The organism is Amycolatopsis acidicola, from assembly GCF_007713735.2.
GTDB lineage: Bacteria > Actinomycetota > Actinomycetes > Mycobacteriales > Pseudonocardiaceae > Amycolatopsis_E > Amycolatopsis_E acidicola.
In genome coordinates this window covers 38443-60455 of sequence record NZ_VMNW02000052.1, presented here as the reverse complement: position 1 = coordinate 60455, position 22013 = coordinate 38443, and the positions used below count along the sequence as shown (strand labels likewise).

Genomic DNA, 22013 nt, shown 5'->3' with positions numbered 1-22013 from the left:
GCGGGAAAGGGGGCAGCCCAGGACTGTCCTCAAAGGACAGAGCGGTCAGGCGAGTCCGCGCACGGCGCGGGCCGGCGGGCGGTCTCCCTGGATCGCCGCCACCATCTCCAGCACGCGCCGCGTCTGGCGCACCTCGTGCACGCGGAACACTTGCGCGCCGTCCTTCGCGGCGAGTGCCGTGGCGGCCAGCGTGCCGTCGAGCCGCTCCTGGAGTTCCACGCCGAGCGTCTCCCCCACGAAGTCCTTGTTGGACAACGCCATCAGCACCGGCCAGCCGGTGGCGACGAGCTCGTCCGCGTGCCGCAGCAGGCTGAGGCTGTGCCAGGTGTTCTTGCCGAAGTCGTGCGTCGGGTCGATCAGCACCCCGCCGCGTGGCACCCCGAGCGACACGACGTGCTCGGCGCGGCGGGTGGTCTCCTCCACCACCTCCCGCACCAGATCCTCGTACCGCACCCGGAACGGCCGCGTGCGCGGAATGGCTCCACCGGTGTGGGAACAGACGTAGCCCGCGCCGAACTCCGCGGCCACCTCGGCCAGTTTCTCGTCCGCGCCGGCCCAGGTGTCGTTGAGCAGATCGGCCCCGGCTTCACAGGCCAGCCTGCCGACCTCGTGCCGCCACGTGTCGACGCTGATCACGAGATCCGGGTGCCGCCGCCGGATCTCCTCGACGAACGGCACCACGCGGCGGATCTCCTCCGCCACGTCCACGTCGCTGCCCGGCCCGGCCTTCACCCCGCCGACGTCCACGATGTCCGCGCCCTCGGCGACGACCCGGTCCACGTTCTCCAGCGCGGGCGCGTCCTCGAAGGACGCGCCGTGGTCGTAGAACGAGTCGGGTGTGCGGTTGACGATGGCCATGACCAGGGCGCGGTCCCGGGCGACCGGCCGCCCGCGGAAGGTGAGTTCGACTGGTGACACGCACCCCATCATGCCTGGCGCATCCGGCCGCGCCGACAGGCGTTATAGCCTGGGTTCCTCTCCGGAGACCAAAGGGGGTGCGCGGATGGCCACCCGACACGGACAGAGCGGTCCTGCCGAGGCCAACAGCCGTGAGCGGTTCCTCCAGGCCGCGCTCAAAGTGCTCGTCGAGCAGGGCGTGGCGGGGCTGACGGTGCGCGGGCTGGCGGAAGCCGCCGGCACCACGACCATCGGCGTGTACACGCGCTTCGGCGGCCGGACGGGCGTTCTGGACGCCCTCTACGAGCGCACGTTCGAGATGCTCGAGAAGGAGCTGGCGCAGGTGCCGCAGCCCGCCGGGGACGTGCTCGCCGACGTGCTGGCCTTCGCCTGCGCCTACCGTGGTTTCGCGCTGGAAAGCCCCGCCCGGTACGCGTTCATGTTCGAGCGCGTGGTGCCGGGCTACGACCCGGACCCGGATCTCCGCGTGCTCGCCCAGCGGTGCAGCTACGACCTGCTCGCCAAACGCGTCCACCCCGCGGCGCCGCCGGGCAGCGATCCCGACATCGCCGGGTATCTCGTGTGGACGACGATGCACGGGCTGGTGAGCCTCGAACTCACGCACCGCGCCCGCACCCCGCCACCGGGCTGGTTCCTCAGCACCGCGGACGACTCGTACTTCCAGGTGTATCGCCAGGGCCTGTGCACCGTGCTGGCCGGACTCACCGCCCGCTGATTTTCCTGGTACGGCAACGAAAAACGGCCCCCGGTTCCGAAGAACCGGGGGCCGTTCTCAGTCAGCGATCACGCGCCGCCGGAGAGCTTCTCCCGCAGGGCGGCCAGCTGCTCGTCGCTGGCCAGGGTGCCCCCGGTGCTCTTCGAGGCCGTGTCGGACTGCGACGAGCTGTAGCTCTGCTCGCCACCGTCCACACCGGTCGCGGCGTCGGCCGCGGCGGCGGCGTCGGCCTCGGCGGCCTTCTGGACCTGACGCATGTGAGCCTCGTAGCGGGCGTGCGCCTCGGCGTAGCCGCGCTCCCACTCCTCACGCTGCTTGTCGTAGCCCTCCTGCCACTCCTGGGTGTCGGGGTCGAAGCCCTCGGGGTAGATGTAGTTGCCCTGCTCGTCGTACTCGGCGGCCATGCCGTACTGCGTCGGGTCGAACTCCGCGTCCGGGGTGACGCCCTCGTTGGCCTGCTTGAGCGACAGCGAGATGCGACGGCGCTCGAGGTCGATGTCGATGACCTTGACCATGACCTCGCCGCCCACCTGGACGACCTGCTCCGGGATCTCCACGTGGCGCTCGGCCAGCTCGGAGATGTGCACCAGGCCCTCGATGCCCTCCTCGACGCGGACGAACGCGCCGAACGGGACGAGCTTGGTGACCTTGCCCGGCACGATCTGGCCGATCGCGTGGGTGCGGGCGAACTGGCGCCACGGGTCTTCCTGGGTGGCCTTCAGCGACAGGGACACGCGCTCGCGGTCCATGTCCACGTCGAGCACCTCGACGGTGACCTCCTGGCCGACCTCGACGACCTCGGACGGGTGGTCGATGTGCTTCCAGGACAGCTCGGAGACGTGCACCAGGCCGTCGACCCCGCCGAGGTCGACGAACGCGCCGAAGTTGACGATCGAGGAGACGACGCCCTTGCGGACCTGGCCCTTGGCGAGCGCGTTGAGGAACTCGCTGCGCACCTCGGACTGGGTCTGCTCGAGGTAGGCCCGGCGGGACAGCACCACGTTGTTGCGGTTCTTGTCCAGCTCGATGATCTTGGCCTCGAGCTCGCGGCCGACGTACGGCTGCAGGTCGCGCACGCGGCGCATCTCCACCAGCGACGCGGGCAGGAAGCCGCGCAGGCCGATGTCGAGGATGAGGCCGCCCTTGACGACCTCGATGACGGTGCCCTTGACGGGCTCGTCCTTCTCCTTGAGCTCCTCGATCGTGCCCCAGGCGCGCTCGTACTGGGCGCGCTTCTTGGACAGGATCAGCCGCCCCTCCTTGTCCTCCTTCTGGAGAACGAGGGCCTCGACCTCGTCACCGACGGCGACGACCTCGCCGGGATCGACATCGTGCTTGATGGACAGCTCACGCGAAGGGATGACGCCCTCGGTCTTGTACCCGATGTCGAGCAGCACCTCGTCGCGGTCGACCTTGACGATGGTGCCTTCGACGATGTCGCCGTCGTTGAAGTACTTGATCGTCTTGTCGATCGCCGCGAGGAAGTCTTCCTCCGACCCGATGTCGTTGATGGCGACCTGCTGGGCCTGCGGTTCGGCCGTCGGGACGGTGGTGGTGTCGGTGGTCATTAGGTGGGTTGCTCCGGTAACGGCTGGGAATTAGTGGGCTTGTAGTTTGCGTGCGCCGCGGGAACGACGGCAGAACAGAGCAAACGTTCCTGCGAACGACCGCGAGCCTCCACCGCCGAGAAGCGCGACCCGTACCCGGGATGATCTCGCCCCGAGCTGCAGGTAGCGCGAACCCACTGCGCTGGAGATAGCGTACGCGGTCGCCCACACACGGCACAAACAGGGTCTCCTGTACGCGCCCCGGTTCCGGGGCGGGTGACAATGCGACCGTGACACCGCAGGATCGCCACGCCCGCGCCGAGGAACTGCTCGGTACCGTCGGCGTCGCGCACCGCCCGGTGGGCGGCCGCGAAGCCACCGCCGCGAATCTGGCCTGGTGGGACGCCGACGCCGACGACTACCAGGCCGCGCACGGTGACTTCCTGGGCGACGCGGATTTCGTCTGGTGCCCGGAAGGGCTGCGTGAAGCCGACGCCGCCCTGCTGGGCGACGTGGCCGGCCTGCGCGTGGCCGAAATCGGCTGCGGTCAGGCCGCGTGCTCGCGCTGGCTCGAAGGCCAGGGCGCGAGCCCGTTCGCGCTCGACTTGTCCGGTGGAATGCTGCGGCATGCTGCCCAAGCCAACGCCCGCACCGGTGCGGCTATTCCGCTCATCCAGGCGAGCGCCGAAGAACTTCCGCTGGCGGACGCGAGCATGGACGCCGCCTGCTCGGCGTTCGGCGCGATCCCGTTCGTGGCGTCGGTGTCGGCGGTCTTCGCCGAGCTGCGCCGCGTGCTGCGCCCCGACGCCCCGTGGGTCTTCGCGGTGACCCATCCGATGCGATGGATCTTTCCGGACGACCCCGGCCCGAACGGCCTCACCGCGACGCAGCCGTACTTCGACCGCACGCCCTACGCGGAGGTCGATGCCGAGGGCCGCGCCACCTACGTCGAGTACCACCGCACCCTCGGCGACTACGTGCGCGCCTTGTCCGGCACCGGTTTCCGGCTGGAGAACCTCGTCGAACCGGAGTGGCCCGCCGGGCACACCCGCACCTGGGGACAGTGGAGTCCGTTGCGGGGCAAGCTTTTCCCGGGCACCGCGATCTTCGTGACCCGCCGGGAGCCGTGATGGCGGCCGGCGCGCTGCTGAGCACCCAGCGGGCACGGTTCGCCGCCGCCGACCCGCTCGTGCCGCCGCCACAGGGCCTGCCCGAGGGCGAGGTGCTCACGGCCGCGACCACCGACGGCGTCCAGGTGTCCGCGGTGCTGCAAAGCCAGCGGCACGCCGCGGGCTCGCTCGACCTGCTCTGGTCGGCCGAGCGCGTGTGGCAGCTGTTCCCCTTCCCCGGCGAGACCGGAACCGAAGGGATGGACGTGCTGCTGCGGGCGTGGCGGCACCGGATGGACGCGGAATCTCCCGGCCCCGACTCGGCGTGCACGGTCACCTGGCCCAGCCGCGACGCCCCGGCGATCCACGCTTTTCTCAGCCATGGCCTCATCCCCGCGTCCGTGCTCGCCGTGCGCACCGCCCGCCCCGAAGCCGACGGCGCGCCGCCGCGCGGCGTCACCATCCGGCGGGCCCGGCGGGAGGATTTCGAGGAGACCCTGGACCTGATCATGGTCACCTTCGACTACACCGCGCAGGTCACGCTGCGCGCGCGGCCGGGCGTCCGGGAGCTCATCGCGCCGCAGCTGCGCCGGAGCCTCGACGCGGGAGCGCCGATCTGGCTCGCCGAGCGCGACGGCGTCGCGGTCGCGGTGGCCGACTGCGGCTGGGTCGAAGCCGCGCCGGGTTCGTGGGCGGCCGAGCTGCTTCCCGTGGGGCGCTGGGGTTACGTGAACAACGTGGCCACCCGGCCCGAGGCCCGGGGCGGCGGGGCGGGCCGGGCGCTGATGGCGGCCGTGCACCGCGACTTCCATGCGTCCGGGGCGACCGGGACCTACCTCTACTTCAACCCGACCAACCCGCTCGCCGCGCAGTTCTGGCCCCGGCAGGGTTATCGTCCACTGTGGACTTACTGGGAGGCGCAGCCCGCTTCGGCGTTGCGCTGACCACATCGGCACCGCCGCGAGTTGCGGGTCGGCCGCACCCGTCGTAGCGTTTTGAACTGACCAGTCAGTTCAAAGGAGTCTCCCGTGCTCGTGCGCGCCGACCGGGTGTCGATCGAGGGGCCGCACGGCACCCTCCTGCCCCCGACCTCGTTGTCCGTCGCCGACGGCGAACTCGCCTTCGTGCACGGTGAGCCCGGCGCCGGGGTGACCGCGTTCGGGCTCGCGCTCACCGGGCGGATGCGCCCGCGGACCGGGGTCGTCACGCTCGACGACAAGATCGACGCCGCCCGGCTACGCGACCTCACGGCGGTCGTGGACGCGCCCGGCATCAGCGAACCGGAGGGCGCGCTGCCGTTGCGCGTCGTCGCCGGCGAGGAGCTCGCGCTCGCCCGGCGCCCGGCGGGGAAGGAAGACGTCGCGCGCTGGCTGGCCGAGCACGACGCGGCCGGGCTGGCGAACGTGCGCTTCGAAAACCTCGGCGCGGCAACGCGGACGCGGCTGCTGACCGAGCTCGCCGCGGACCGGCGCGGGGTCCGGCTGCTCGTCCTCGACACCCCCGACCGGCACACCAGCGACGTGGACAGCTGGGCGGATCTCGCCCGCAAGCACGCCGAGAACGGGCTCGCCGTGGTCGTGCTGACGGCCACCACCCCGCTGGAATCCCTGCCCGCCACCCCGGCCCGGATCGGAGAACAGCCGTGACCAGCTTCCGCATCGCCGTCAACGAACTGCGCCGGCTCACCGCGGGCACGCTGCCGAAGCTCGCCGTCGTGGCGCTCGTGCTGGTGCCGCTGCTGTACGCGTCCTTCTACCTCTACGCGAACTACGACCCGTACGGCAGGCTGAGCAAACTGCCCGCCGCGATCGTCAACCTCGACGCCGGTTCCGGCGACCGCAACGTCGGCCAGGAGGTGACCGGCGACGTGGTCAAGTCCGGCACCTTCAGCTGGCACGAGACCTCGGCCGACGAAGCGCAGCAAGGCGTGCAGGACGGCAGGTACTCGTTCGCGATCACCGTCCCGAAGGACTTCTCCACCGCGCTGACCTCGTCCGGGAACTTCACCCCGGAACAGGCGACCATCCGGCTGACCACCAACGACGCCAACAACTACCTCTCGCACACGATCGCGAACCAGGTCGCGGAGCAGATCCGCAGCACGATCGCGGAGAAGGTCGGCGCCGAGGCCGCGAACCGGTTCCTCATCGGGTTTTCCACGATCTACGGCAAAACCCAGGAAGCCGCGGACGGAGCGTCGAAGCTCGCCGACGGCGCCGCCCAGCTACAGGGCGGGCAGCAGCAACTCGCCGATGGCGCGGCGCAACTCGCCTCCGGCAGCACCACACTGGCGAGCGGGTTGACCACGCTGAAATCGAGCACTTCCTCGTTGCCCGCGGACACGAAGAAGCTCGCGGACGGCGCGGCCCAGGTTTCGGCGGGCAACGCGCAGGTCGCCGCTGTCGGGGCCACGCTCGCCAACGGGTCCGCCGATCTGCAGAACACCCTGAACAACGTCAACGACCAGCTGGCGCAACGGCTTCGCGCCGATGGCGTGCCGGAAACCCAGGTGCAGCAGGTACTTTCGGTCCTCTCCGAACTCCGCTCCCCCGTCGACCAGGCCAACGCCCGCGTGCAGAGCGCGTCGTCGCAGCTGAACCAGCTCGCCAGCGGTTCGCAGCAGGTCGCCACCGGCGCGGCCACTCTCGCCGCCTCGGCACCCCAGCTCACGAACGGCATCGCGCAGGCTTCCGACGGCGCGAACTCGCTGTCGGCGGGAGCGGCGAAACTCAACGACGGCCAGAAGACAGCGCTTTCCGGCAGCACCGAACTGGCCACCGGCGCCGGACAGCTGCGCGACGGCCTGCGGGAGGGGCTCAACCAGATCCCCAACCCGAACGACCCGACGCGCGCCGCGACCGCCGACACGATCGCCGACCCGGTGACCGTGGACAACGCCGGGGTGGCCTCGGCGGGCACCTACGGCGCCGGGCTCGCGCCGTTCTTCATCGCGCTCGCCACGTGGATCGGCGCGTTCGTGCTGTTCCTGTTGCTGCGCCCGCTCTCGACGCGGGCGATCGCCGCCGGGGTTTCGCCGCTGCGGGTCGCGATCGGCGGCTGGCTCGCGGCCGGGATACTCGGGATCCTGCAGGTGCTCGTGCTCTTCGGCGCGGTCACCTGGCTCGTCGGCATCCATGTCGCGAATCCCCTGGGCGCCATCGGGTTCGCGATACTGGCGTCGCTGACGTTCACCGCGATCGTGCACGCGCTGAACGCGCTGTTCGGCGCCGTCGGCAAGTTCCTCGGCCTGGTGCTGCTGGTGCTGCAGCTGGTGAGCGCGGGCGGCACGTTCCCGTGGCAGACCCTGCCCGACGCGCTGTACCCGCTGCACGTCGTGCTACCCATGAGCTATGTGGTGGACGGATTCCGGCACCTGTTCTACACCGGCGCGTCCTTGCGCAGCCTGGCCGACATCGCGGTGCTCTGCGGTTACCTCGTCGTCGCCGTGCTGGGTTCGGCGCTGGCCGCGCGCAAACAACGAGTGTGGACGGTGTCGAAACTGCAGCCGGAGCTGATCCTGTGACCTCCACGAAGCAGCGCCTGTTCGAAGCCACGCTGAAACTCGCGGGCAGCCACGGCCTGGTCGGGCTCACCGTCGACGACATCGCGGCCGAGGCCGGGGTCGCCAAGGGCACGGTCTACTACAACTTCGGCAGCAAGGACGGGCTGATCGACGCGCTGCTGCGCTACGGCGTCGGGCAGCTCGCGGACCGGTTGCGCGAGCACGAAAGCGAGCCGGACCCGGTGACCGGGCTGGAGTCCCTTGTGGACACCGGGCTGGGGTTCATCGCCGAGTACCGGGGGTTTTCGCAGATCCTGGTGAGCGAAATGTGGCGCACGCCGGGCCAGTGGCACGAGACGCTGACCCTGATGCGCGAAGAAGTCGTGTCGATCGTCAAGGCTCAACTCGAGCGCATGGCCGATGCCGGACGGCTCCCGCCGGACGTGGACGTGTCCACGGCCGCGGCGGGGCTTTTCGGCACGCTGCTCGTGGTCGCGCTCGACTGGCAGACGTTCCAGACCCACCGCAGCCGCGCGGACGTCCGTGACTCGATCCTGATGTTGTTGCGCGGATTCACCGATCCCGGCCGTGGCCGGATCAGTAACAAACAGCGCAGGACTCAGAGCACCAGCGGACGCGACTGACCGAGCTGGTGGAGCGAGGCCGGCCGCCCGGCGGCCGCCCGGCTCACCGCCTCCAGCACGCCCTGGCTCACCTCGGCGTGCCCCATCGGCCGGTCCCCCACCTCGGAGATCGCGCCGACGAGCACCAGCTGCGTGGGGTGCGCGGCGAGCACCGGCTCGGGGTGGTCCTGCGGGCCGCCCGCGCCGCGCACCTCGACCACCGGGGCGCCCGGGGCGAGCAGCCGTTCGCACGCGCCGAGCACCGAACGCCGGTACTGCTCGTGCACCCACGCCACCAGCAGGTCCGCCGGCCCGCCGAGCGCGGATCCGGCTTTCCCGGCCAGTTCGCGCGGCCTGTCCCAGTGCGCCTCGACCCAGATCGCGCGGGGCCCGCGCCCCTTGGCGCCGTTGGCGGTGGGCCGGTTCCCGCGCGGGCGGAGCTTGCGCAGCGCGGCGATGCCCGGTTTCGTCTCCGGCTCGGCTATCGGGCTGTACCTGCGGCTCGGCAGCACCACGTGCCAGCCCTCGGCCACCAACGCTTCGACCACCTCCGGCAGCATTCCGGTGCCCGCCAGAACAAGAGCTCGCCCGCCTGCCATGGGCCCGACGCTACCGTCGCGTCAGGCCACGCGCAGGACGCCATCCGGGGCTTTTTCGGAAGGAAACACGCTGTTCACAGGCGCCCTCAGCCCCAGCCTTTGCTCAGGTCGAGCCCTTCGCCGTAGCGCTCGGTGAGGCTGAACCAGTTGCCGGAGCCGGCGCGGAACACGGCTTCGACGCCATAAGGGCGTTCGGGGGGCTCCTGCAGGAAAGTGACGCCGCGGGCGGAAAGCTCCGCGTGGGTCTTGCGGCAGTCGACTGGTCTGCCAGACGCCCGAGCTGACCGCGCCCTTCGCGATGGGCTCCCGCATGAGCTTCTCGGTCTCCGGGTCCTGCTGCGGCGGGCCCGGCCGCATGAGGATGAGGCGGAAGTCGGGTTGCCCCGGCGGGCCGACGGTGAGCCAGCGGAAGTCCCCGGCGCGCAGGTCGTCGCGCACCTCGAAGCCGAGCTTCCCGGTGTAGAACTCCTTCGCGGAGTCCTGGTCGAGCACGGAGATGCTCGCGTGTGACAGGCCGGTGATCATGGTGTGCCTCCCTTGCCGGAACTTGCCGCGGTCGACGCTGGCCGCAGGACCGGCGGGAGTGCTTATCCGAGGTTGCTGGGCCTCGTCCACATCATCAGGTAACAGCCGGGCACCGCGGGCGGGCCGTCCGCGTGCGCTTTCGCCCGGTACGCCGACGGGGACTCCCCTGTCAGCTCGGTGAACGTGCCGAGGCTGGTGAAGCCGACGGCCACGCAGATCTCGGTGACCGACAGGTTCACCGACCGCAGCAGGTCCTGCGCACGCTCGATCCGCCGCCGCGTGAGATACGCCTTGGGCGTCTCCCCATACGCGGCCGCGACGCACCGGATACTGCGCTGATCGTTCCCGATCCGGCCGACAGTCACGGCTATCCGCCTGGCGCGGGCGGCTCCCGGTCGGCCACGGTCGGCCACGGGCGGCCTGCTTTTCGGCCGGATCGGGAAGTGGTGGCGCGACCAGCCGGCGACGGCGGCGCCCCGTTCGGTGTCGAGCGGCTCCGCGTAGTGCGCGTCCATCCAGTCCTTGGCGCGCCGCAGGTGCTCCACGGCCGGGCGGGCCGCCGCCGTGCCCACGTCAGTGCGCCGCGTCGTTCCAGGAGCGGCCGAACCCGACCGACACCTCCAGCGGCACGGCCAGGTCGTACGCGGCGCCCATTTCCTTGCGCACCAACGCTTCCACCTGCTCGTGCTCGCCGTCGCGGATCTCCAGCACCAGTTCGTCGTGCACCTGCAGCAGCAGCCTGCTCGAGGCGTCCGAGGACTTCAGCGCGCGCTGCACGTTGAGCATCGCGACCTTGATGATGTCCGCCGCGCTGCCCTGGATGGGCGCGTTGAGCGCCATCCGCTCGGCCATCTCGCGGCGCTGCCGGTTGTCGCTGTTGAGGTCGGGCAGGTAGCGCCGGCGGCCGAAGATCGTCTCCGTGTACCCGCTCTTCGCCGCGACCGACACGATGCTCTGCAGGTAGTCGCGCACCCCGCCGAAGCGGTCGAAGTAGTCGTCCATCAGCCCCTTGGCCTCCTCGGTGGAGATCCTGAGCTGGTTGGACAACCCGTACGCGGACAGGCCGTAGGCCAGCCCGTAGTTCATCGCCTTGATCTTGGCGCGCTGCGCGCCGGTGACGTCCGCCGGCTCGACGCCGAACACCTTCGCGGCGGTGGCGGCGTGGAAGTCGAACCCGGACTGGAAGGCCTCGATCAGCGCCGCGTCCTCCGAGAGGTGCGCCATGATCCGCATCTCGATCTGGCTGTAGTCCGCGGTCATCAGCTCGGAGTAGCCGGCCCCGACCACGAACGCGTCCCGGATGCGGCGGCCTTCGTCGGTGCGGATGGGGATGTTCTGCAGGTTCGGGTCCACCGACGAGAGCCGCCCGGTGGCCGCGATGGTCTGGTGCAGCGTGGTGTGGATCCGGCCGTCGTCCGCGATGGACTTGATCAGACCCTCCACAGTGGACCGGAGCCGGGTGGCGTCGCGGTGCTCCAGCAGATGCTGCAGGAACGGGTGCTCGGTCTTCTCGTACAGCGTCTGCAGCGCGTCCGCGTCGGTGGTGTAGCCGGTCTTGGTGCGCTTGGTCTTCGGCATCTGCAGCTCTTCGAACAGCACCACCTGCAGCTGCTTGGGCGAGCCGAGGTTGATCTGCTTGCCGATGACCCCGAACGCGTCGGACTCGGCCTGGCGCACGCGGGACGCGTAATGCGACTCCAGGTCGGTCAGCTGCTCGACGTCCACCGCGACGCCGGCGGCCTCGACCTCGGTGATGACCTCCAGCAGCGGCAGCTCGATCTCGGCCAGCAGCTTGCTGCCGCCGAGCTTGCCCAGCTCCTCCTCCAGCGCCACGGCCAGCTCCGCCACCGCGCGGGCGCGCACGAGCTCGCCGTTCACCAGCTTCTGGTCGCCCCCGTCCCCGTCGAGCAGGGACAGCTGGCCGTCACCCTCGTCGCTGTCCGAGCGCAGCTCCCGGTGCAGGTAGCGCAGCGCGAGGTCGTCCAGCTCGAAGGTGCGCTGCCCCGGCCGCGCGAGGTACGCCGCGAGCGCGGTGTCCATCTTCAGCCCGGCGATCCGCCAGCCGCGGGCCAGGATCCCGTGCAGCGCGACCTTCAGCGAATGCCCCGTCTTCGCTATCGACGGGTCGGCCAGCCACGCGGTCAGCGCCTTCTCGTCCTCGGCGTCCATTGTGGACAGATCGACGTACGCGCCCTGGCCGTCGGCCGCGGCGAAGGTGATGGACTGCACGTCCGAGGCGACCGACGAACCGGTGGTGCGGAAGGAAAGCCCGACCGGCTCGCCCTCCCCGGTGTGCTCCGCGAGCCACGCGGTGAGCCCGCCCGTCGGCAGCGCAGCGCCGCTGACCTCGAAGCCCTGGTCGGCCTCCGGCTCGGCGCTCTGCAGGGTGGCGAACAGCCTGTCCCGCAGGACGCGGAACTCCAGCTCGTCGAAGAGCCTGTGCACCGCTTCGCGATCCCACGGGCGCAGCGCGAGGTCACCCGGGCCGGTCTCCAGCGGGACGTCGCGCACCAGCTCGGTGAGCTGCCTGTTCAGCATCACCGACTGCAGGTGGGCGCGCAGCGCGTCCCCGACCTTGCCCTTGACCTCGTCGACCCGGTCGATCAGCTCGTTCAGCGAGCCGAACTGCTGGATCCACTTGGTGGCCGTCTTCTCGCCGACGCCGGGAATGCCCGGCAGGTTGTCCGACGGGTCGCCGCGCAGCGCGGCGAAGTCCGGGTACTGCAGCGGGCTCAGGCCGTACTTCTCCGTCACCGCCGCCGGGTCGAACCTGGTCAGCTCGGAGACGCCCTTGCGCGGGTACAGCACCGTCACCGTGTCGCCGACCAGCTGCAGCGCGTCCCTGTCACCGGTACAGATGAGCACCTCGAAGCCCTCCTGCACGGCCTCGGTGGTGAGCGTCGCGATGATGTCGTCCGCCTCGTACGACTCCACCGCCAGCGACGGGATGCCCAGCACCGCGAGCACGTCCTTGACCAGGTCGACCTGCCCCTTGAAATCGTCCGGGGTGGCCGAGCGGCCCGCCTTGTACTCGGCGTAGCGCTCCGAGCGGAACGTCTGCCGGGAGACGTCGAACGCGACCGCGAGGTGCGTGGGCTGCTCGTCGCGCAGCAGGTTGATCAGCATCGAGGTGAACCCGAACACCGCGTTGGTGACCTGCCCGGTGGAGGTGCGGAAGTTGTCCGCCGGGATGGCGAAGAAGGCGCGGTAGGCCATCGAGTGGCCGTCGATCAGCAGCAGGCGCGGCTCCGCGGGGGCCGTGCTCGCTGTGGTGTTCGCTACTGTCTGCTTCTGGCTGGGGCTCACGGGAGCGAGTCTAGGGTGAGGGTCTGACAGCCTCGCCTGTCGTATCGAAATAGGAGCCGTGCGTGACCGAAAACCTCTCGGAAGAGATCCGTGACCAGCTGGCCGGGATCAACCCGGCCGTCGCCGACCAGCAGCTCAACGACAAGATCGGGCTGGAGCTGGTCGAAGTGACGCCGGAGCGGGTGGTCGGCACGATGCCGGTGGCCGGCAACCTGCAGCCGTACGGGCTGCTGCACGGCGGCGCGAACGCGGTGCTGGCCGAGGCGCTCGGTTCGACCGTCGCCGCGCTGAACGCGGGCGCCGCCAAGATGACGCTCGGCTTCGAGCTGTCCTGCACCCACCACCGCGGGGTCACCAGCGGCGTCGTCACCGGCACCGCCGTTCCCGTGCACGTCGGGCGCGGCACCATCACCACGGAGATCGTGCTGACCGACGACAGGGGCAAGCGCACCTGCACGGCGCGGCTGTCCTGCATCGTGCGGGACCGGCCGGAAGCCTGACGTACCAAGGAAAAGGCCCCCGCTCTCGCGAGCGGGGGCCTTTTCGCGCGCGGCTCAGGCGACGCCGAGGTACGCCTCCTTGATCGACGGGTCCGCGAGCAGATCCCTGCCCGCGCCCGTTTTGGTGATCTGCCCGGTCTCCAGCACGTACGCGCGGTGGGCGCGGGAAAGCGCCTGCTGCGCGTTCTGCTCGACCAGCAGCACCGTGGTGCCCTGCTGGTTGATCTCCGTGATGATGCGGAAGATCTGCGCGATGAACTGCGGCGCGAGCCCCATCGACGGTTCGTCCAGCAGCAGCAGTTTCGGCTTGGCCATCAGCGCGCGGCCGATCGCCAGCATCTGCTGTTCTCCACCCGAAAGTGTGCCGCCGGCCTGGGTCCGCCGTTCCTTCAGCCGCGGGAACAGCTCGTACACGCGCTCCAGATCGGCCGGGAGGTTCTTGCGGTCCTTGCGCGCGTACGCGCCCATGTCGAGGTTCTCGGCCACCGTCATCCCGGGGAACACGCCGCGGCCTTCGGGCACCTGCGAAATCCCGCGCACCACGCGCAGGTCCGCGCGCAGCTTGGTGATGTCCTCGCCGGCGAAACTGATCCGGCCGCCCGAGAGCGGCCGGATGCCGGAGATCGCGCGCATCGTCGTGGACTTGCCCGCGCCGTTGGCCCCGATGAGGGCGACGATCTCGCCCTCATCCACCGAGATCGACAGCTCCGACACGGCCTGGATCCGGCCGTAGTGCACCGAAACCCCGGCCAGCTCAAGCAGCGTCATCTTCACCCACCCCCAGGTACGCGGCGATCACCGCCGGGTTCTCCCGGATCTCGGCCGGGACGCCGTCGGCGATCTTCTTGCCGAACTCGAGCACCACGATCCGGTCCGTCACGCCCATGACCAGCCGCATGTCGTGCTCGATCAGCAGCACCGTGTACCCGTCGGAGCGGATCTTGCGGATCAGCTCCATGAGCCCTTCCTTTTCGGCGGGGTTGAACCCGGCCGCCGGCTCGTCGAGGCAGAGCAGCTTCGGCTCGGTGGCCAGCGCCCGCGCGATCTCCAGCCGCCGCTGGTAGCCGTACGGCAGGTTCTTCGCCTTGTCCGCGGCGCGGTCGGCGATCCCGACGAACTCCAGCAGCGCCATCGCGCGCTCGACCGCCTCCCACTCCTCCTTCTGGTGGCGGGGAAGGCGCATCAGCGCGCCCAGCACGCTCGTCTTGTGCCGCGCGTCCGCGCCGACCACCACGTTCTCCAGCGCCGTCATCTCGCCGAAGAGCCGGATGTTCTGGAACGTGCGGGCGATCCCGCGCTGGGTGATCTTGTGCCGGGCCGCCTTGCCGATCGGCTTGCCCTCCAGCAGCACCTTGCCCGAGGTGGGCCGGTAGACCCCGGTCATCGCGTTGAAGCAGGTCGTCTTGCCCGCCCCGTTCGGGCCGATGAGGCCCAGGATCTCGCCGCGCCGGATGCCGAACGACACCGAATCCAGCGCCGTGAGGCCGCCGAACTTCAGCGTGACGTCCCGCAGTTCCAGCAGGGTCTCGCCGATCTCGACCTGGATCTCGCGGCCGGGCGCGACGGCTTCGGCGACTTCCGCGTCGTGCTCGGCGCGCTGTTCCGCGGTCATGTGCGCGACTTCGGCGACGATGCCGCCTTCGAGGGGTTCTTCTTCCGGGTTCGTCATCGGCTCTCCCCCGCCCGTTCGCTCGCCAGCGCGCTCTCGCCGCTGAGCTGCTCACCGCGCCCGATCAGCCGCTGGTACGCCTTTCTTCCGTGCGCCAGCAGGCGCTGGCGGGCACCGAGCAGACCCTGCGGGCGGAAGATCATCAGCACGATCAGCGCGATCCCGAAGATGAGGAAGTTGTACTGCGCGATCTGCACGAACCGCAACGGCAGGTACGCCACCACGGCCGCGCCCAGCAGCACGCCGACCTTGTTGCCCGCGCCGCCGAGCACCACCGCGGCCAGGAACAGCATCGAGGTCACCACGTCGAAGGACTGGTTGTTCACGAAGCCGACCTTGCCCGCGTACAGCGCGCCGGACAGCCCGCCGATCGCGGCGCCGATGACGAACGCCCAGATCTTGAACTTGTAGGTGGCCACGCCCATGATCTCGGCGACGTCCTCGTCCTCGCGGATGGCCACCCACGCGCGGCCCACCCGCGAGCGTTCGAGGTTCCCGACGAGCATCAGCACCGCGATGATGATCGTGATCGTCAGCCAGTACCACTGGGTGGCGTTCTCGAACAGCGGTTTGCCGCCGACCGTGCCGACCGCCTGGAAGCCCACCTGGCCGCGCAGCGGGTCGACGTTGTCGGCCAGCAGCCGGATGATCTCGCCGAAGCCGAGCGTCACGATCGCCAGGTAGTCCCCGCGCAGCCGCAGCGTCGGGGTGCCCAGGATGATCCCGAAGATCATCGTGACGGCCATCGCGAGCGGCAGCGTCCACAGGTACGGAATCTTGTGCAGCGAGGAGTCCGGGCTGGTGAACAGCGCCGCGACATACGCGCCGACGGCGAAGAAACCCACGTAGCCCAGGTCCAGCAGGCCCGCCTGCCCGACCACGACGTTCAGCCCGATCGCGACGAGCGCGTAGCGGGCCACGTCGAACATCGCGGTCGGGAAGTCGGTGCCGGTGGTCGCGATCAGCGGCGGGTTCAGCACCGGCAGGAAGTAGATGAGCACCACGACGGGGACCAGGAAACCCCATTGCGCGGGCCGGGAAAGGTTGTTCCAGCGCTGGCTGATGTTCATACCCGCGCCTTCCCGAGTGACTCGCCGAGGATGCCGGTCGGGCGGAACATCAGCACGATCACCAGCACCACGAACGCGACCACGTCCTTCCAGCCGCCGCCGAACAGCGACTGGCCGTAGTTCTCGACGAGGCCGAGGATCAGCCCGCCCAGCAGCGCGCCCCGCAGGTTGCCGATGCCGCCGAGCACGGCGGCGGTGAACGCCTTGATGCCGAGCAGGAAACCGCCGTTGTAGATGGCGCCCTGCGGGATGCGCATCATGTAGAACATCGCGGCCGCGCCGGCGAGCAGGCCGCCGACGAGGAACGTCACGATGATGACGCGTTCCTTGTTCACGCCCATCAGCGTCGCGGTGTCGGGATCCTGTGCCACGGCGCGGATCCCGCGGCCGAGGCGGGTCCGGTTGACGAAGTAGTCGGCGACGTACCAGAGCACGACGGCGGCGACCACGAGGATGATGTGGATGTTGGTCACCGACGCGCCGAAGAGCCGGAACAGCGGTTCCGGCTGCAGCAGGCGGATCTGCGGCTGCTGGTTGAGCCCGAAGATCAGCTTCAGGGTCTGCTGGATGGCGAACGAGGCGCCGATCGCGGTGATCAGGAAGACCAGCCGGGGCGCGTTCCTGTTGCGCAGCGGGCGATACGCGATGCGTTCGAGCGCCACCGCGGTCGCGCCGGACACCGCCATCGCGGCGATGCAGGCGATCGCGAGGAAGCCGATGGTCTCGACCACCGAGAGGTCCGGGGTCGCGCCGGTGCGGAAACCCAAGAGGTAGAAGGTGATCCAGGTGGCGAAGGCGCCCACCACGAACACCTCGGAGTGGGCGAAGTTGATCAGTTTGAGCACGCCGTAGACGAGCGTGTAGCCGAGCGCGATCAGGGCGTAGATGCCGCCCTGCGCCAGGCCGTCCACGGTGTTGTTCCAGAACTGCTGCGCCAGGCCGTGGACGTCGAACTGGATCCAGGTCTGGGTGTGGACGAGGGAAGCGGTCATCGCGGGGTTCAAGGGTTCACTCTATTCCCGGGTACGGAGCGGGCATGCACACGGCGGTCGGCCGTGTGCATGCCCGTGTCTCGGTCGGTTTTCAGCTGATCTGGCCGTTGTTGACGATCTTCCCGCCTTCGACGCGGTAGCTCCAGACCGGCGTGTCGGACAGTTCGCCCTGCGCGTTCCACTTGAAGTGCTTCGTCAGGCCCTGGCCGTCGTAGTTCTTGACGAAGTCCAGCAGGCCCGCCCGGTCCTTCACGCCCGAGTCGATGCCCTTGAGCATGATCGTGGTGACGTCGTAGCCCTCGGGCGAGTACGTGCCGGGGTCGGCGCCCTCGATCTGCTTGAACGCGGCGGTGAAGTCCTTGAAGTTGTCCTCCGGGACGCACGGGCAGGTGAAGTAGGCGTTGCTCGCGCCGGCGCCCGCGCCCTTGACGAACTCGGGGTCCTTCACGCCGTCCGGGCCGACGAACTTCGCCGTGACGCCCTTGTCGTTGAGCTGCTGGGCGAACGGCCCCGCTTCGGGGTAGTAGCCCGAGTAGAAGACCACGTCCGGGTTCTCGGTCGAGATCTTGTTGACCACGGCGGAGAAGTCGGTCTGGCCGGTCTTCACCTTGTCCTGGCAGCTGGCCTTGGCGCCGAGCGCCTGGGTGATCTGCGCGGCGAGGCCGGTGCCGTAGTCGGAGTCGTCCTCGATGACGCAGACCTTGTTGGCCTTGAGCGTGTCGGTGATGAACTTCGCGGCCGCGGGGCCCTGCACCGAGTCGTTGCCCATGCCGCGGAAGAACGTCTTCCAGCCGTTGGTGGACAGCGCCGGGTTGGTCGCCGACGGCGAGATGGTGACCAGGCCGGCCTGGTTGAACAGGTTGCCGGCCGCCTTGGACTCGCCGGAGAAGGGCAGGCCCACGACGCCGATGATGTCGGCCTCGCTGATCACCTGGGTCACGATGCCGGGCGCCTGGTCGGGTTTGCCCTGGGTGTCGAACTGCTTGAGCGTCACCTGGCAGCCGGGGTTGGCCTGGTTGTGCTGCTTCACCGCCAGGTCGGCACCGCGCAGGATGTTCTGGCCGAGCGCGGCGCTGGCGCCGTTGATGGTGCCGGCGTACGCGAGCGAGACGCCCGAGCAGACGGCCTTACCGTCGCCCGCGGGGTTCGCCGCGTTCGCGGCCTGCGAAGGCGCCGCGGCGGAACCGGTGTTGCTGCCCGACGAGCTTCCCTGATCGCGCGCGGAGCACGCGCCCAGCGCGAGCGCAGCCGCGGCCGCCAGCACGATGACTCCCGTGAGTCGTGCTCTTGCCACTCGTTCCTCCCATTGCCCTGGGCCGCCTGGTGGGCGGCCGTGGCCCCTGGTTCTTCACAGGGACCTGACTGGGAGCGAAACGTAGCCTTCCGGAGTGGCGCTGCACAGCGTTACCGCCGGTGTTGTATCCACATCGTGACGGTTAGAGCAAACGTTTATCGACGATTAACACCCGGTTGTCTCAATGAAACAACCGGGTGTCGACAATCGGTGATCCCCGCTCATCCGAGCGGGTTACCGGCTCAGTGTGAGCCGATGCTTTCCACCACAGCTTCGGCGACCGCTTTCATCGTGGTGCGCCGGTCCATCGCGGTGCGCTGGATCCAGCGGAAGGCGTCCGGTTCGGACAGCCCCTGCCGGCTCATCAGCAGCCCCTTGGCCCGGTCGATGATCTTGCGGGTCTCCAGCCGGTCGGTCAGCCCCGCGACCTCCGCCTCCAGCGCCTGCAGCTCGCTGAAGCGGCTGATCGCCAGCTCGATCGCCGGGACGAGGTCCCGCTTGGCGAACGGCTTGACCAGGTAGGCCATGGTGCCCGCGTCACGGGCACGTTCGACCAGGTCACGCTGGCTGAACGCGGTCAGGATGACGACGGGCGCGACCCGGTCGCCGGTGATCTTCGAGGCCGCCTCGATACCGTCCAGCTTGGGCATCTTGACGTCCAGGATCACCAGATCCGGCCTCAGCTCGGCAGCGAGCTTGATGGCCTCTTCGCCGTCGCCTGCCTCGCCCACCACCTGGTATCCCTCTTCGCGCAACATCTCGACGAGGTCAAGCCGGATCAGTGCTTCGTCTTCGGCGACGAGCACTCGACGCTGCGGCTCGGTGGCGACACCGCTTGCCTCGGCAGCCTGTTCGGTCACCGGGGTCCTCCTGCGTGCTCGACGGAATGGGTAACTACGCGGCGTACCGCAGGACATCAGCCTACCGGGAACGATCCAGTTCGTGAGATGGTGTTCACCACGTGGTGTAAACGGTCCGTACGGTGTAAGCGACCGTCACGCAGGGCTACCCCGCCGCGCCCGGTCGCCGAGGGTACGCGTAAAGTCTGCCCGCGTCGCCCCCGTAGCCCAACTGGCAGAGGCAACGGATTCAAAACCCGTCCAGTGTGAGTTCGAATCTCACCGGGGGCACTCCCTTTACCAAAGACAAACGGCCCCACGCCTGCATGAGCAGGACGAGGGGCCGATCTCATGTCCTCCGGGTGACTCTTCACCGCGGACCGGCCAGAAGCCGCACAAACCCCGAACCGGCGGGGCTCGGGGGCCAGCCGCCGTTACGAGGCGCTCCAGCCGCCGTCCAGGAGTAGTTCCGTGCCGGAGACGGAGAGAGCTGCGGGCGAGCAGAGGAACGCCACCGCGCCGGCGACCTCGGCTGGGTCGATCAGGCGCTTCACGGCCGTCCGGGCCAGGAGGACGTCCGACATGACCTCCTCGCGGCTCACGCCGTGGACCGCGGCTTGGTCGGCCAACTGCTTTTCGACCAGCGGGGTTCGTACGTAGCCGGGGCACACGCAGTTGCTCGTGCCCCCTTGGCGGGGCCTTCCAGCGCGATGACCTTCGAGAGCCCCAGGAGACCATGCTTCGCGCTGACGTACGCGGATTTGTAAGCGCTTGCCCGCAACCCGTGGATGCTCCAAACGTGCACGATCCGCCCCACCCGCGCTCATACATCCGCGGGATTACGGCACGACTCAGCAGGAACGGCGCCTCCAGCATCAACCGCAGCATGAAGGCGAACCGTTCGGCCTCGAAGTGTTCGAGGGGGGCGACATGCTGGATCCCGGCGTTGTTGACCAGGATGCCGGCGTCGAACTCCCGCCCGGCCAGGGCCGCGGTTTCGCTCAGGTCGAGCGGCAGGGGCTCGCCGCCGATCCGGTCGGCCGTCCGCGCCGCTCCCCCGGCGTCGACCCGAAAGGCCCGCTACGGCACTCATCACGACGCCGGGGAAGCGAACGGGTTGGCGTCGGCGTGGTGGTGACCCCACTCATCCGAACGGCCGAAATCGTGCGGGAGCCAATCGTCGCCGACTTCGATGCCGCCGCAGCCGATCTCGAGATGGAACCCGCTGGGATTCCGGACATAGAAGGAGATCGCCTTGTCGTTCATGTGCCTGCCCAGGCTGATCGAAATCGGCACGCTCTGCGCCTTGGCCCGGTCATACGCCCGCCCCACATCGTCGATCGAGCCATGCTCCAGTTCGAGGTGGTGGATCGACGCCGTGTCCGCGCTCGCCAGCGCGATGCTGTGATGATTCCGGTTGCAGCGAAAGAAGAACAGGCCGGGAGCACGATAATCGGTCAGCCTGAACTCGAGCACGGATTCATACAGCTCCCGAAGCTCCGGGAGCCGCGGACCGGCCTGCACGAAGTGCCCCAAACCGGTGGCGCCGCGCCGGTCCCGCACCTTCGCTTCACCGACAGCCAGCTCAACGCGGTACCCCACCGGGTCGGTGAACCACCGGAGCTCGGTCGCGCCGCGCAATTCCTTCTCGTCCGCCGATCCCTCCTCGACGGTGAAACCGGCATCCGTCAAACGCCGGCTCAGCCTGTCGAGCTCCTGGGGAGAATCGACGATCCACCCCAGTTCGCGCGGACTGTCCTCAGTGGAGGGATAAAGCGCGAGCCGATACTGGAATTCGTCGAGTTCGGCCAGTGCGATTTCGCCCGATCCGGACTTGCTCACGCCGATGCCGAGCGTGCGCCCGAGGAGATCGGTCCACGCGCCGAGATCGGTGACGTTGAGGCCGACATAGCCCAGCTTCCTGATTCCCACGATGTCATCCCTCCGCGGCGGCCGCGGCCCCGCCCTGCAGGAATTCGCGGACGATGTGGTTGAACTCGGGCGCACGCTCGTACTGGACCCAGTGCCGGCAATGCGGCAGCACCCGCAGTTCCGCATCGGGAATACCCTCGAGGATCTTGCCCGCCCACGCCAGCGGAACCGTCTGATCCTCACGGCCCCACACGAGCAAAGTGGCGGCGCCGATCAGACTCAGATCCGGCGTCAGGTCCCCGAAATTCGGCGGAATCGGCAATTCGGGGTGCACCCGCAGACTCGATTCGAAACGCTCGTCGATGAGTTCCCCGGTGGCCAGGGACTCGTCGAAGACCATCAGCCGGACGAACTCGGCCATGGCCTCGCGCGACGGCTTTTCCGCGGCCATGTAGGCGAAAAGGCGTTCGAGCCCGGCGGGCCAGGGCGGCGCGTCCGCCGGGAGGACCCCGCCGGGCGCCATGAGCACGAGCCGGTCCACGCTGTCCGGATACCGCATGGCGATCCGCATCGCGACGGCGCCGCCATAGGAATTGCCCACCAGATGGGCACGTTCGACCCCGAGCGACGCCATCGCGCGGCACACCCTGTCGGCGGCGTGGAAGATCAACGGCTCGTCCGTTTCCGGCCGCGGCGACCCTCCCCATCCCGGAAGGTCGATCACGATGTTCCGGTAGTCCGGGAAAGCCGCCAGATTGCCGCCGAAATTGCTCAGGCCCGTGGCACCCGGCCCCGAGCCGTGCAGCCAGACGACCGGACTCCCAGCACCGGTTTCGGTATAGGCCAGCCGCGCGTCCCCGACATCCACTGTGCTCGTCACTTCGCCGTCCTCTTCTTTGTATGTAACGCTCACTCTACAGAGGAGGGCGGCGT

Annotated in this window: 22 protein-coding genes, 1 tRNA gene and 1 pseudogene; 8 read left to right on the top strand and 16 right to left on the bottom strand. The window is 69.3% G+C overall.

Translation table 11 applies throughout. The features are described 5' to 3' along the window. Positions 1–45 precede the first annotated feature (45 nt). Positions 46–858 carry a dihydropteroate synthase gene (gene folP / locus FPZ12_RS28660; RefSeq protein WP_243770078.1) on the bottom strand — a complete coding sequence of 271 codons (813 nt, stop codon included), beginning with the start codon at positions 856–858 and terminating at the stop codon, positions 46–48. A gap of 145 nt (positions 859–1003) precedes the next feature. Between folP and FPZ12_RS28655 the strand changes: the two genes are divergently transcribed. Beyond that, positions 1004–1633 carry a TetR/AcrR family transcriptional regulator gene (locus FPZ12_RS28655; RefSeq protein ID WP_144762158.1) on the top strand — a complete coding sequence of 210 codons (630 nt, stop codon included), beginning with the start codon at positions 1004–1006 and terminating at the stop codon, positions 1631–1633. A gap of 68 nt (positions 1634–1701) precedes the next feature. Here FPZ12_RS28655 and rpsA read toward each other — a convergent pair whose 3' ends face one another. Continuing rightward, a complete protein-coding gene (gene rpsA / locus FPZ12_RS28650; protein ID WP_144762161.1) occupies positions 1702–3201 on the bottom strand; it encodes a 30S ribosomal protein S1 in 1500 nt (499 codons plus the stop codon). A 269-nt stretch (positions 3202–3470) separates the two neighbouring features. Between rpsA and FPZ12_RS28645 the strand changes: the two genes are divergently transcribed. The 5 genes from FPZ12_RS28645 (at position 3471) to FPZ12_RS28625 (ending at position 8435) form a co-directional block, all read left to right on the top strand. Further along, entirely contained in the window at positions 3471–4310 is an 840-nt protein-coding gene (locus FPZ12_RS28645) for a class I SAM-dependent methyltransferase (RefSeq protein WP_144762164.1), read from the top strand. Beyond that, entirely contained in the window at positions 4310–5233 is a 924-nt protein-coding gene (locus FPZ12_RS28640) for a GNAT family N-acetyltransferase (protein ID WP_144762167.1), read from the top strand. Before FPZ12_RS28645 ends, FPZ12_RS28640 begins: the two co-directional genes overlap by 1 nt. Before the next feature lie 84 nt (positions 5234–5317). Next, on the top strand, positions 5318–5935 hold the full coding sequence (locus tag FPZ12_RS28635; protein ID WP_144762171.1) for a P-loop NTPase family protein: 618 nt from the start codon (positions 5318–5320) through the stop codon (positions 5933–5935). Continuing rightward, positions 5932–7812, top strand: a complete 1881-nt coding sequence (locus FPZ12_RS28630) for a YhgE/Pip domain-containing protein (RefSeq protein ID WP_150980539.1) — start codon at positions 5932–5934, stop codon at positions 7810–7812. The genes FPZ12_RS28635 and FPZ12_RS28630 overlap by 4 nt, the downstream gene beginning before the upstream one ends. Beyond that, entirely contained in the window at positions 7809–8435 is a 627-nt protein-coding gene (locus FPZ12_RS28625; RefSeq protein ID WP_144749153.1) for a TetR/AcrR family transcriptional regulator, read from the top strand. The genes FPZ12_RS28630 and FPZ12_RS28625 overlap by 4 nt, the downstream gene beginning before the upstream one ends. Here the strand turns inward: FPZ12_RS28625 and FPZ12_RS28620 are convergent. The 4 genes from FPZ12_RS28620 to polA all read right to left on the bottom strand — a co-directional run bounded on the left by FPZ12_RS28620 (position 8411) and on the right by polA (position 12844). Continuing rightward, positions 8411–9013, bottom strand: coding sequence for a Rossmann-fold NAD(P)-binding domain-containing protein (locus FPZ12_RS28620; protein WP_243770076.1), 603 nt, complete (start codon positions 9011–9013; stop codon positions 8411–8413). The genes FPZ12_RS28625 and FPZ12_RS28620 overlap by 25 nt on opposite strands. Before the next feature lie 21 nt (positions 9014–9034). Next, positions 9035–9538 (bottom strand): VOC family protein, encoded by a 504-nt coding sequence (locus tag FPZ12_RS28615; RefSeq protein WP_341771240.1) that lies wholly within the window; start codon positions 9536–9538, stop codon positions 9035–9037. A gap of 62 nt (positions 9539–9600) precedes the next feature. Further along, on the bottom strand, positions 9601–10110 hold the full coding sequence (locus tag FPZ12_RS28610; protein ID WP_243770075.1) for a helix-turn-helix domain-containing protein: 510 nt from the start codon (positions 10108–10110) through the stop codon (positions 9601–9603). 1 nt (position 10111) lies between these two features. Then, positions 10112–12844, bottom strand: a complete 2733-nt coding sequence (polA, locus tag FPZ12_RS28600) for a DNA polymerase I (RefSeq protein WP_144749152.1) — start codon at positions 12842–12844, stop codon at positions 10112–10114. Positions 12845–12906: 62 nt separating this feature from the next. Between polA and FPZ12_RS28595 the strand changes: the two genes are divergently transcribed. Then, positions 12907–13344 carry a PaaI family thioesterase gene (locus tag FPZ12_RS28595; protein ID WP_144749151.1) on the top strand — a complete coding sequence of 146 codons (438 nt, stop codon included), beginning with the start codon at positions 12907–12909 and terminating at the stop codon, positions 13342–13344. A 54-nt stretch (positions 13345–13398) separates the two neighbouring features. Here FPZ12_RS28595 and FPZ12_RS28590 read toward each other — a convergent pair whose 3' ends face one another. The 6 genes from FPZ12_RS28590 to FPZ12_RS28565 all read right to left on the bottom strand — a co-directional run bounded on the left by FPZ12_RS28590 (position 13399) and on the right by FPZ12_RS28565 (position 19229). Further along, entirely contained in the window at positions 13399–14112 is a 714-nt protein-coding gene (locus tag FPZ12_RS28590) for an ABC transporter ATP-binding protein (RefSeq protein ID WP_144749150.1), read from the bottom strand. Further along, positions 14099–15013, bottom strand: coding sequence for an ABC transporter ATP-binding protein (locus FPZ12_RS28585; protein ID WP_144749149.1), 915 nt, complete (start codon positions 15011–15013; stop codon positions 14099–14101). Before FPZ12_RS28585 ends, FPZ12_RS28590 begins: the two co-directional genes overlap by 14 nt. Next, positions 15010–16083, bottom strand: a complete 1074-nt coding sequence (locus tag FPZ12_RS28580; RefSeq protein ID WP_144749148.1) for a branched-chain amino acid ABC transporter permease — start codon at positions 16081–16083, stop codon at positions 15010–15012. Before FPZ12_RS28580 ends, FPZ12_RS28585 begins: the two co-directional genes overlap by 4 nt. Next, positions 16080–17075: a branched-chain amino acid ABC transporter permease gene (locus FPZ12_RS28575; protein ID WP_144749160.1), complete on the bottom strand. Its 996-nt coding sequence runs from the start codon at positions 17073–17075 to the stop codon at positions 16080–16082. Before FPZ12_RS28575 ends, FPZ12_RS28580 begins: the two co-directional genes overlap by 4 nt. A 91-nt stretch (positions 17076–17166) precedes the next feature. Continuing rightward, entirely contained in the window at positions 17167–18339 is a 1173-nt protein-coding gene (locus tag FPZ12_RS28570; protein WP_144749159.1) for a branched-chain amino acid ABC transporter substrate-binding protein, read from the bottom strand. Between the two features lie 272 nt (positions 18340–18611). After that, complete coding sequence (locus FPZ12_RS28565; RefSeq protein ID WP_144749147.1) at positions 18612–19229, bottom strand: ANTAR domain-containing response regulator; 618 nt, start codon at positions 19227–19229, stop codon at positions 18612–18614. A 196-nt stretch (positions 19230–19425) separates the two neighbouring features. Here FPZ12_RS28565 and FPZ12_RS28560 point away from each other — a divergent pair. Next, positions 19426–19499 (top strand) — tRNA-Leu (locus tag FPZ12_RS28560). A gap of 143 nt (positions 19500–19642) precedes the next feature. Here the strand turns inward: FPZ12_RS28560 and FPZ12_RS46645 are convergent. The 4 genes and pseudogenes from FPZ12_RS46645 to FPZ12_RS28545 form a co-directional block, all read right to left on the bottom strand. Continuing rightward, positions 19643–19879, bottom strand: coding sequence for an SDR family oxidoreductase (locus FPZ12_RS46645; RefSeq protein ID WP_243770074.1), 237 nt, complete (start codon positions 19877–19879; stop codon positions 19643–19645). Next, positions 19807–20147 (bottom strand): annotated as a pseudogene (locus FPZ12_RS46640) (SDR family NAD(P)-dependent oxidoreductase). Before FPZ12_RS46640 ends, FPZ12_RS46645 begins: the two are co-directional and overlap by 73 nt. Before the next feature lie 153 nt (positions 20148–20300). Then, positions 20301–21215: a VOC family protein gene (locus FPZ12_RS28550; protein ID WP_243770073.1), complete on the bottom strand. Its 915-nt coding sequence runs from the start codon at positions 21213–21215 to the stop codon at positions 20301–20303. Beyond that, a complete protein-coding gene (locus FPZ12_RS28545) occupies positions 21145–21960 on the bottom strand; it encodes an alpha/beta fold hydrolase (RefSeq protein ID WP_144749146.1) in 816 nt (271 codons plus the stop codon). The genes FPZ12_RS28550 and FPZ12_RS28545 overlap by 71 nt, the downstream gene beginning before the upstream one ends. Between the last annotated feature and the right edge of the window lie 53 nt (positions 21961–22013).

What these genes read in the sequence shown, in the direction of transcription:
- FPZ12_RS28655 (WP_144762158.1), top strand. Translation starts at nt 1,004, where the DNA reads ATGGCCACCCGACACGGACAGAGCGGTCCTGCCGAGGCCAACAGCCGT.
- FPZ12_RS28620 (WP_243770076.1), bottom strand. Translation starts at nt 9,013, where the DNA reads ATGGCAGGCGGGCGAGCTCTTGTTCTGGCGGGCACCGGAATGCTGCCG.
- FPZ12_RS28580 (WP_144749148.1), bottom strand. Translation starts at nt 16,083, where the DNA reads ATGAACATCAGCCAGCGCTGGAACAACCTTTCCCGGCCCGCGCAATGG.
- rpsA (WP_144762161.1), bottom strand. Translation starts at nt 3,201, where the DNA reads ATGACCACCGACACCACCACCGTCCCGACGGCCGAACCGCAGGCCCAG.
- FPZ12_RS28640 (WP_144762167.1), top strand. Translation starts at nt 4,310, where the DNA reads ATGGCGGCCGGCGCGCTGCTGAGCACCCAGCGGGCACGGTTCGCCGCC.
- FPZ12_RS28575 (WP_144749160.1), bottom strand. Translation starts at nt 17,075, where the DNA reads ATGACCGCTTCCCTCGTCCACACCCAGACCTGGATCCAGTTCGACGTC.
- FPZ12_RS28585 (WP_144749149.1), bottom strand. Translation starts at nt 15,013, where the DNA reads ATGACGAACCCGGAAGAAGAACCCCTCGAAGGCGGCATCGTCGCCGAA.
- FPZ12_RS28615 (WP_341771240.1), bottom strand. Translation starts at nt 9,538, where the DNA reads ATGATCACCGGCCTGTCACACGCGAGCATCTCCGTGCTCGACCAGGAC.
- FPZ12_RS28590 (WP_144749150.1), bottom strand. Translation starts at nt 14,112, where the DNA reads ATGACGCTGCTTGAGCTGGCCGGGGTTTCGGTGCACTACGGCCGGATC.
- folP (WP_243770078.1), bottom strand. Translation starts at nt 858, where the DNA reads ATGGCCATCGTCAACCGCACACCCGACTCGTTCTACGACCACGGCGCG.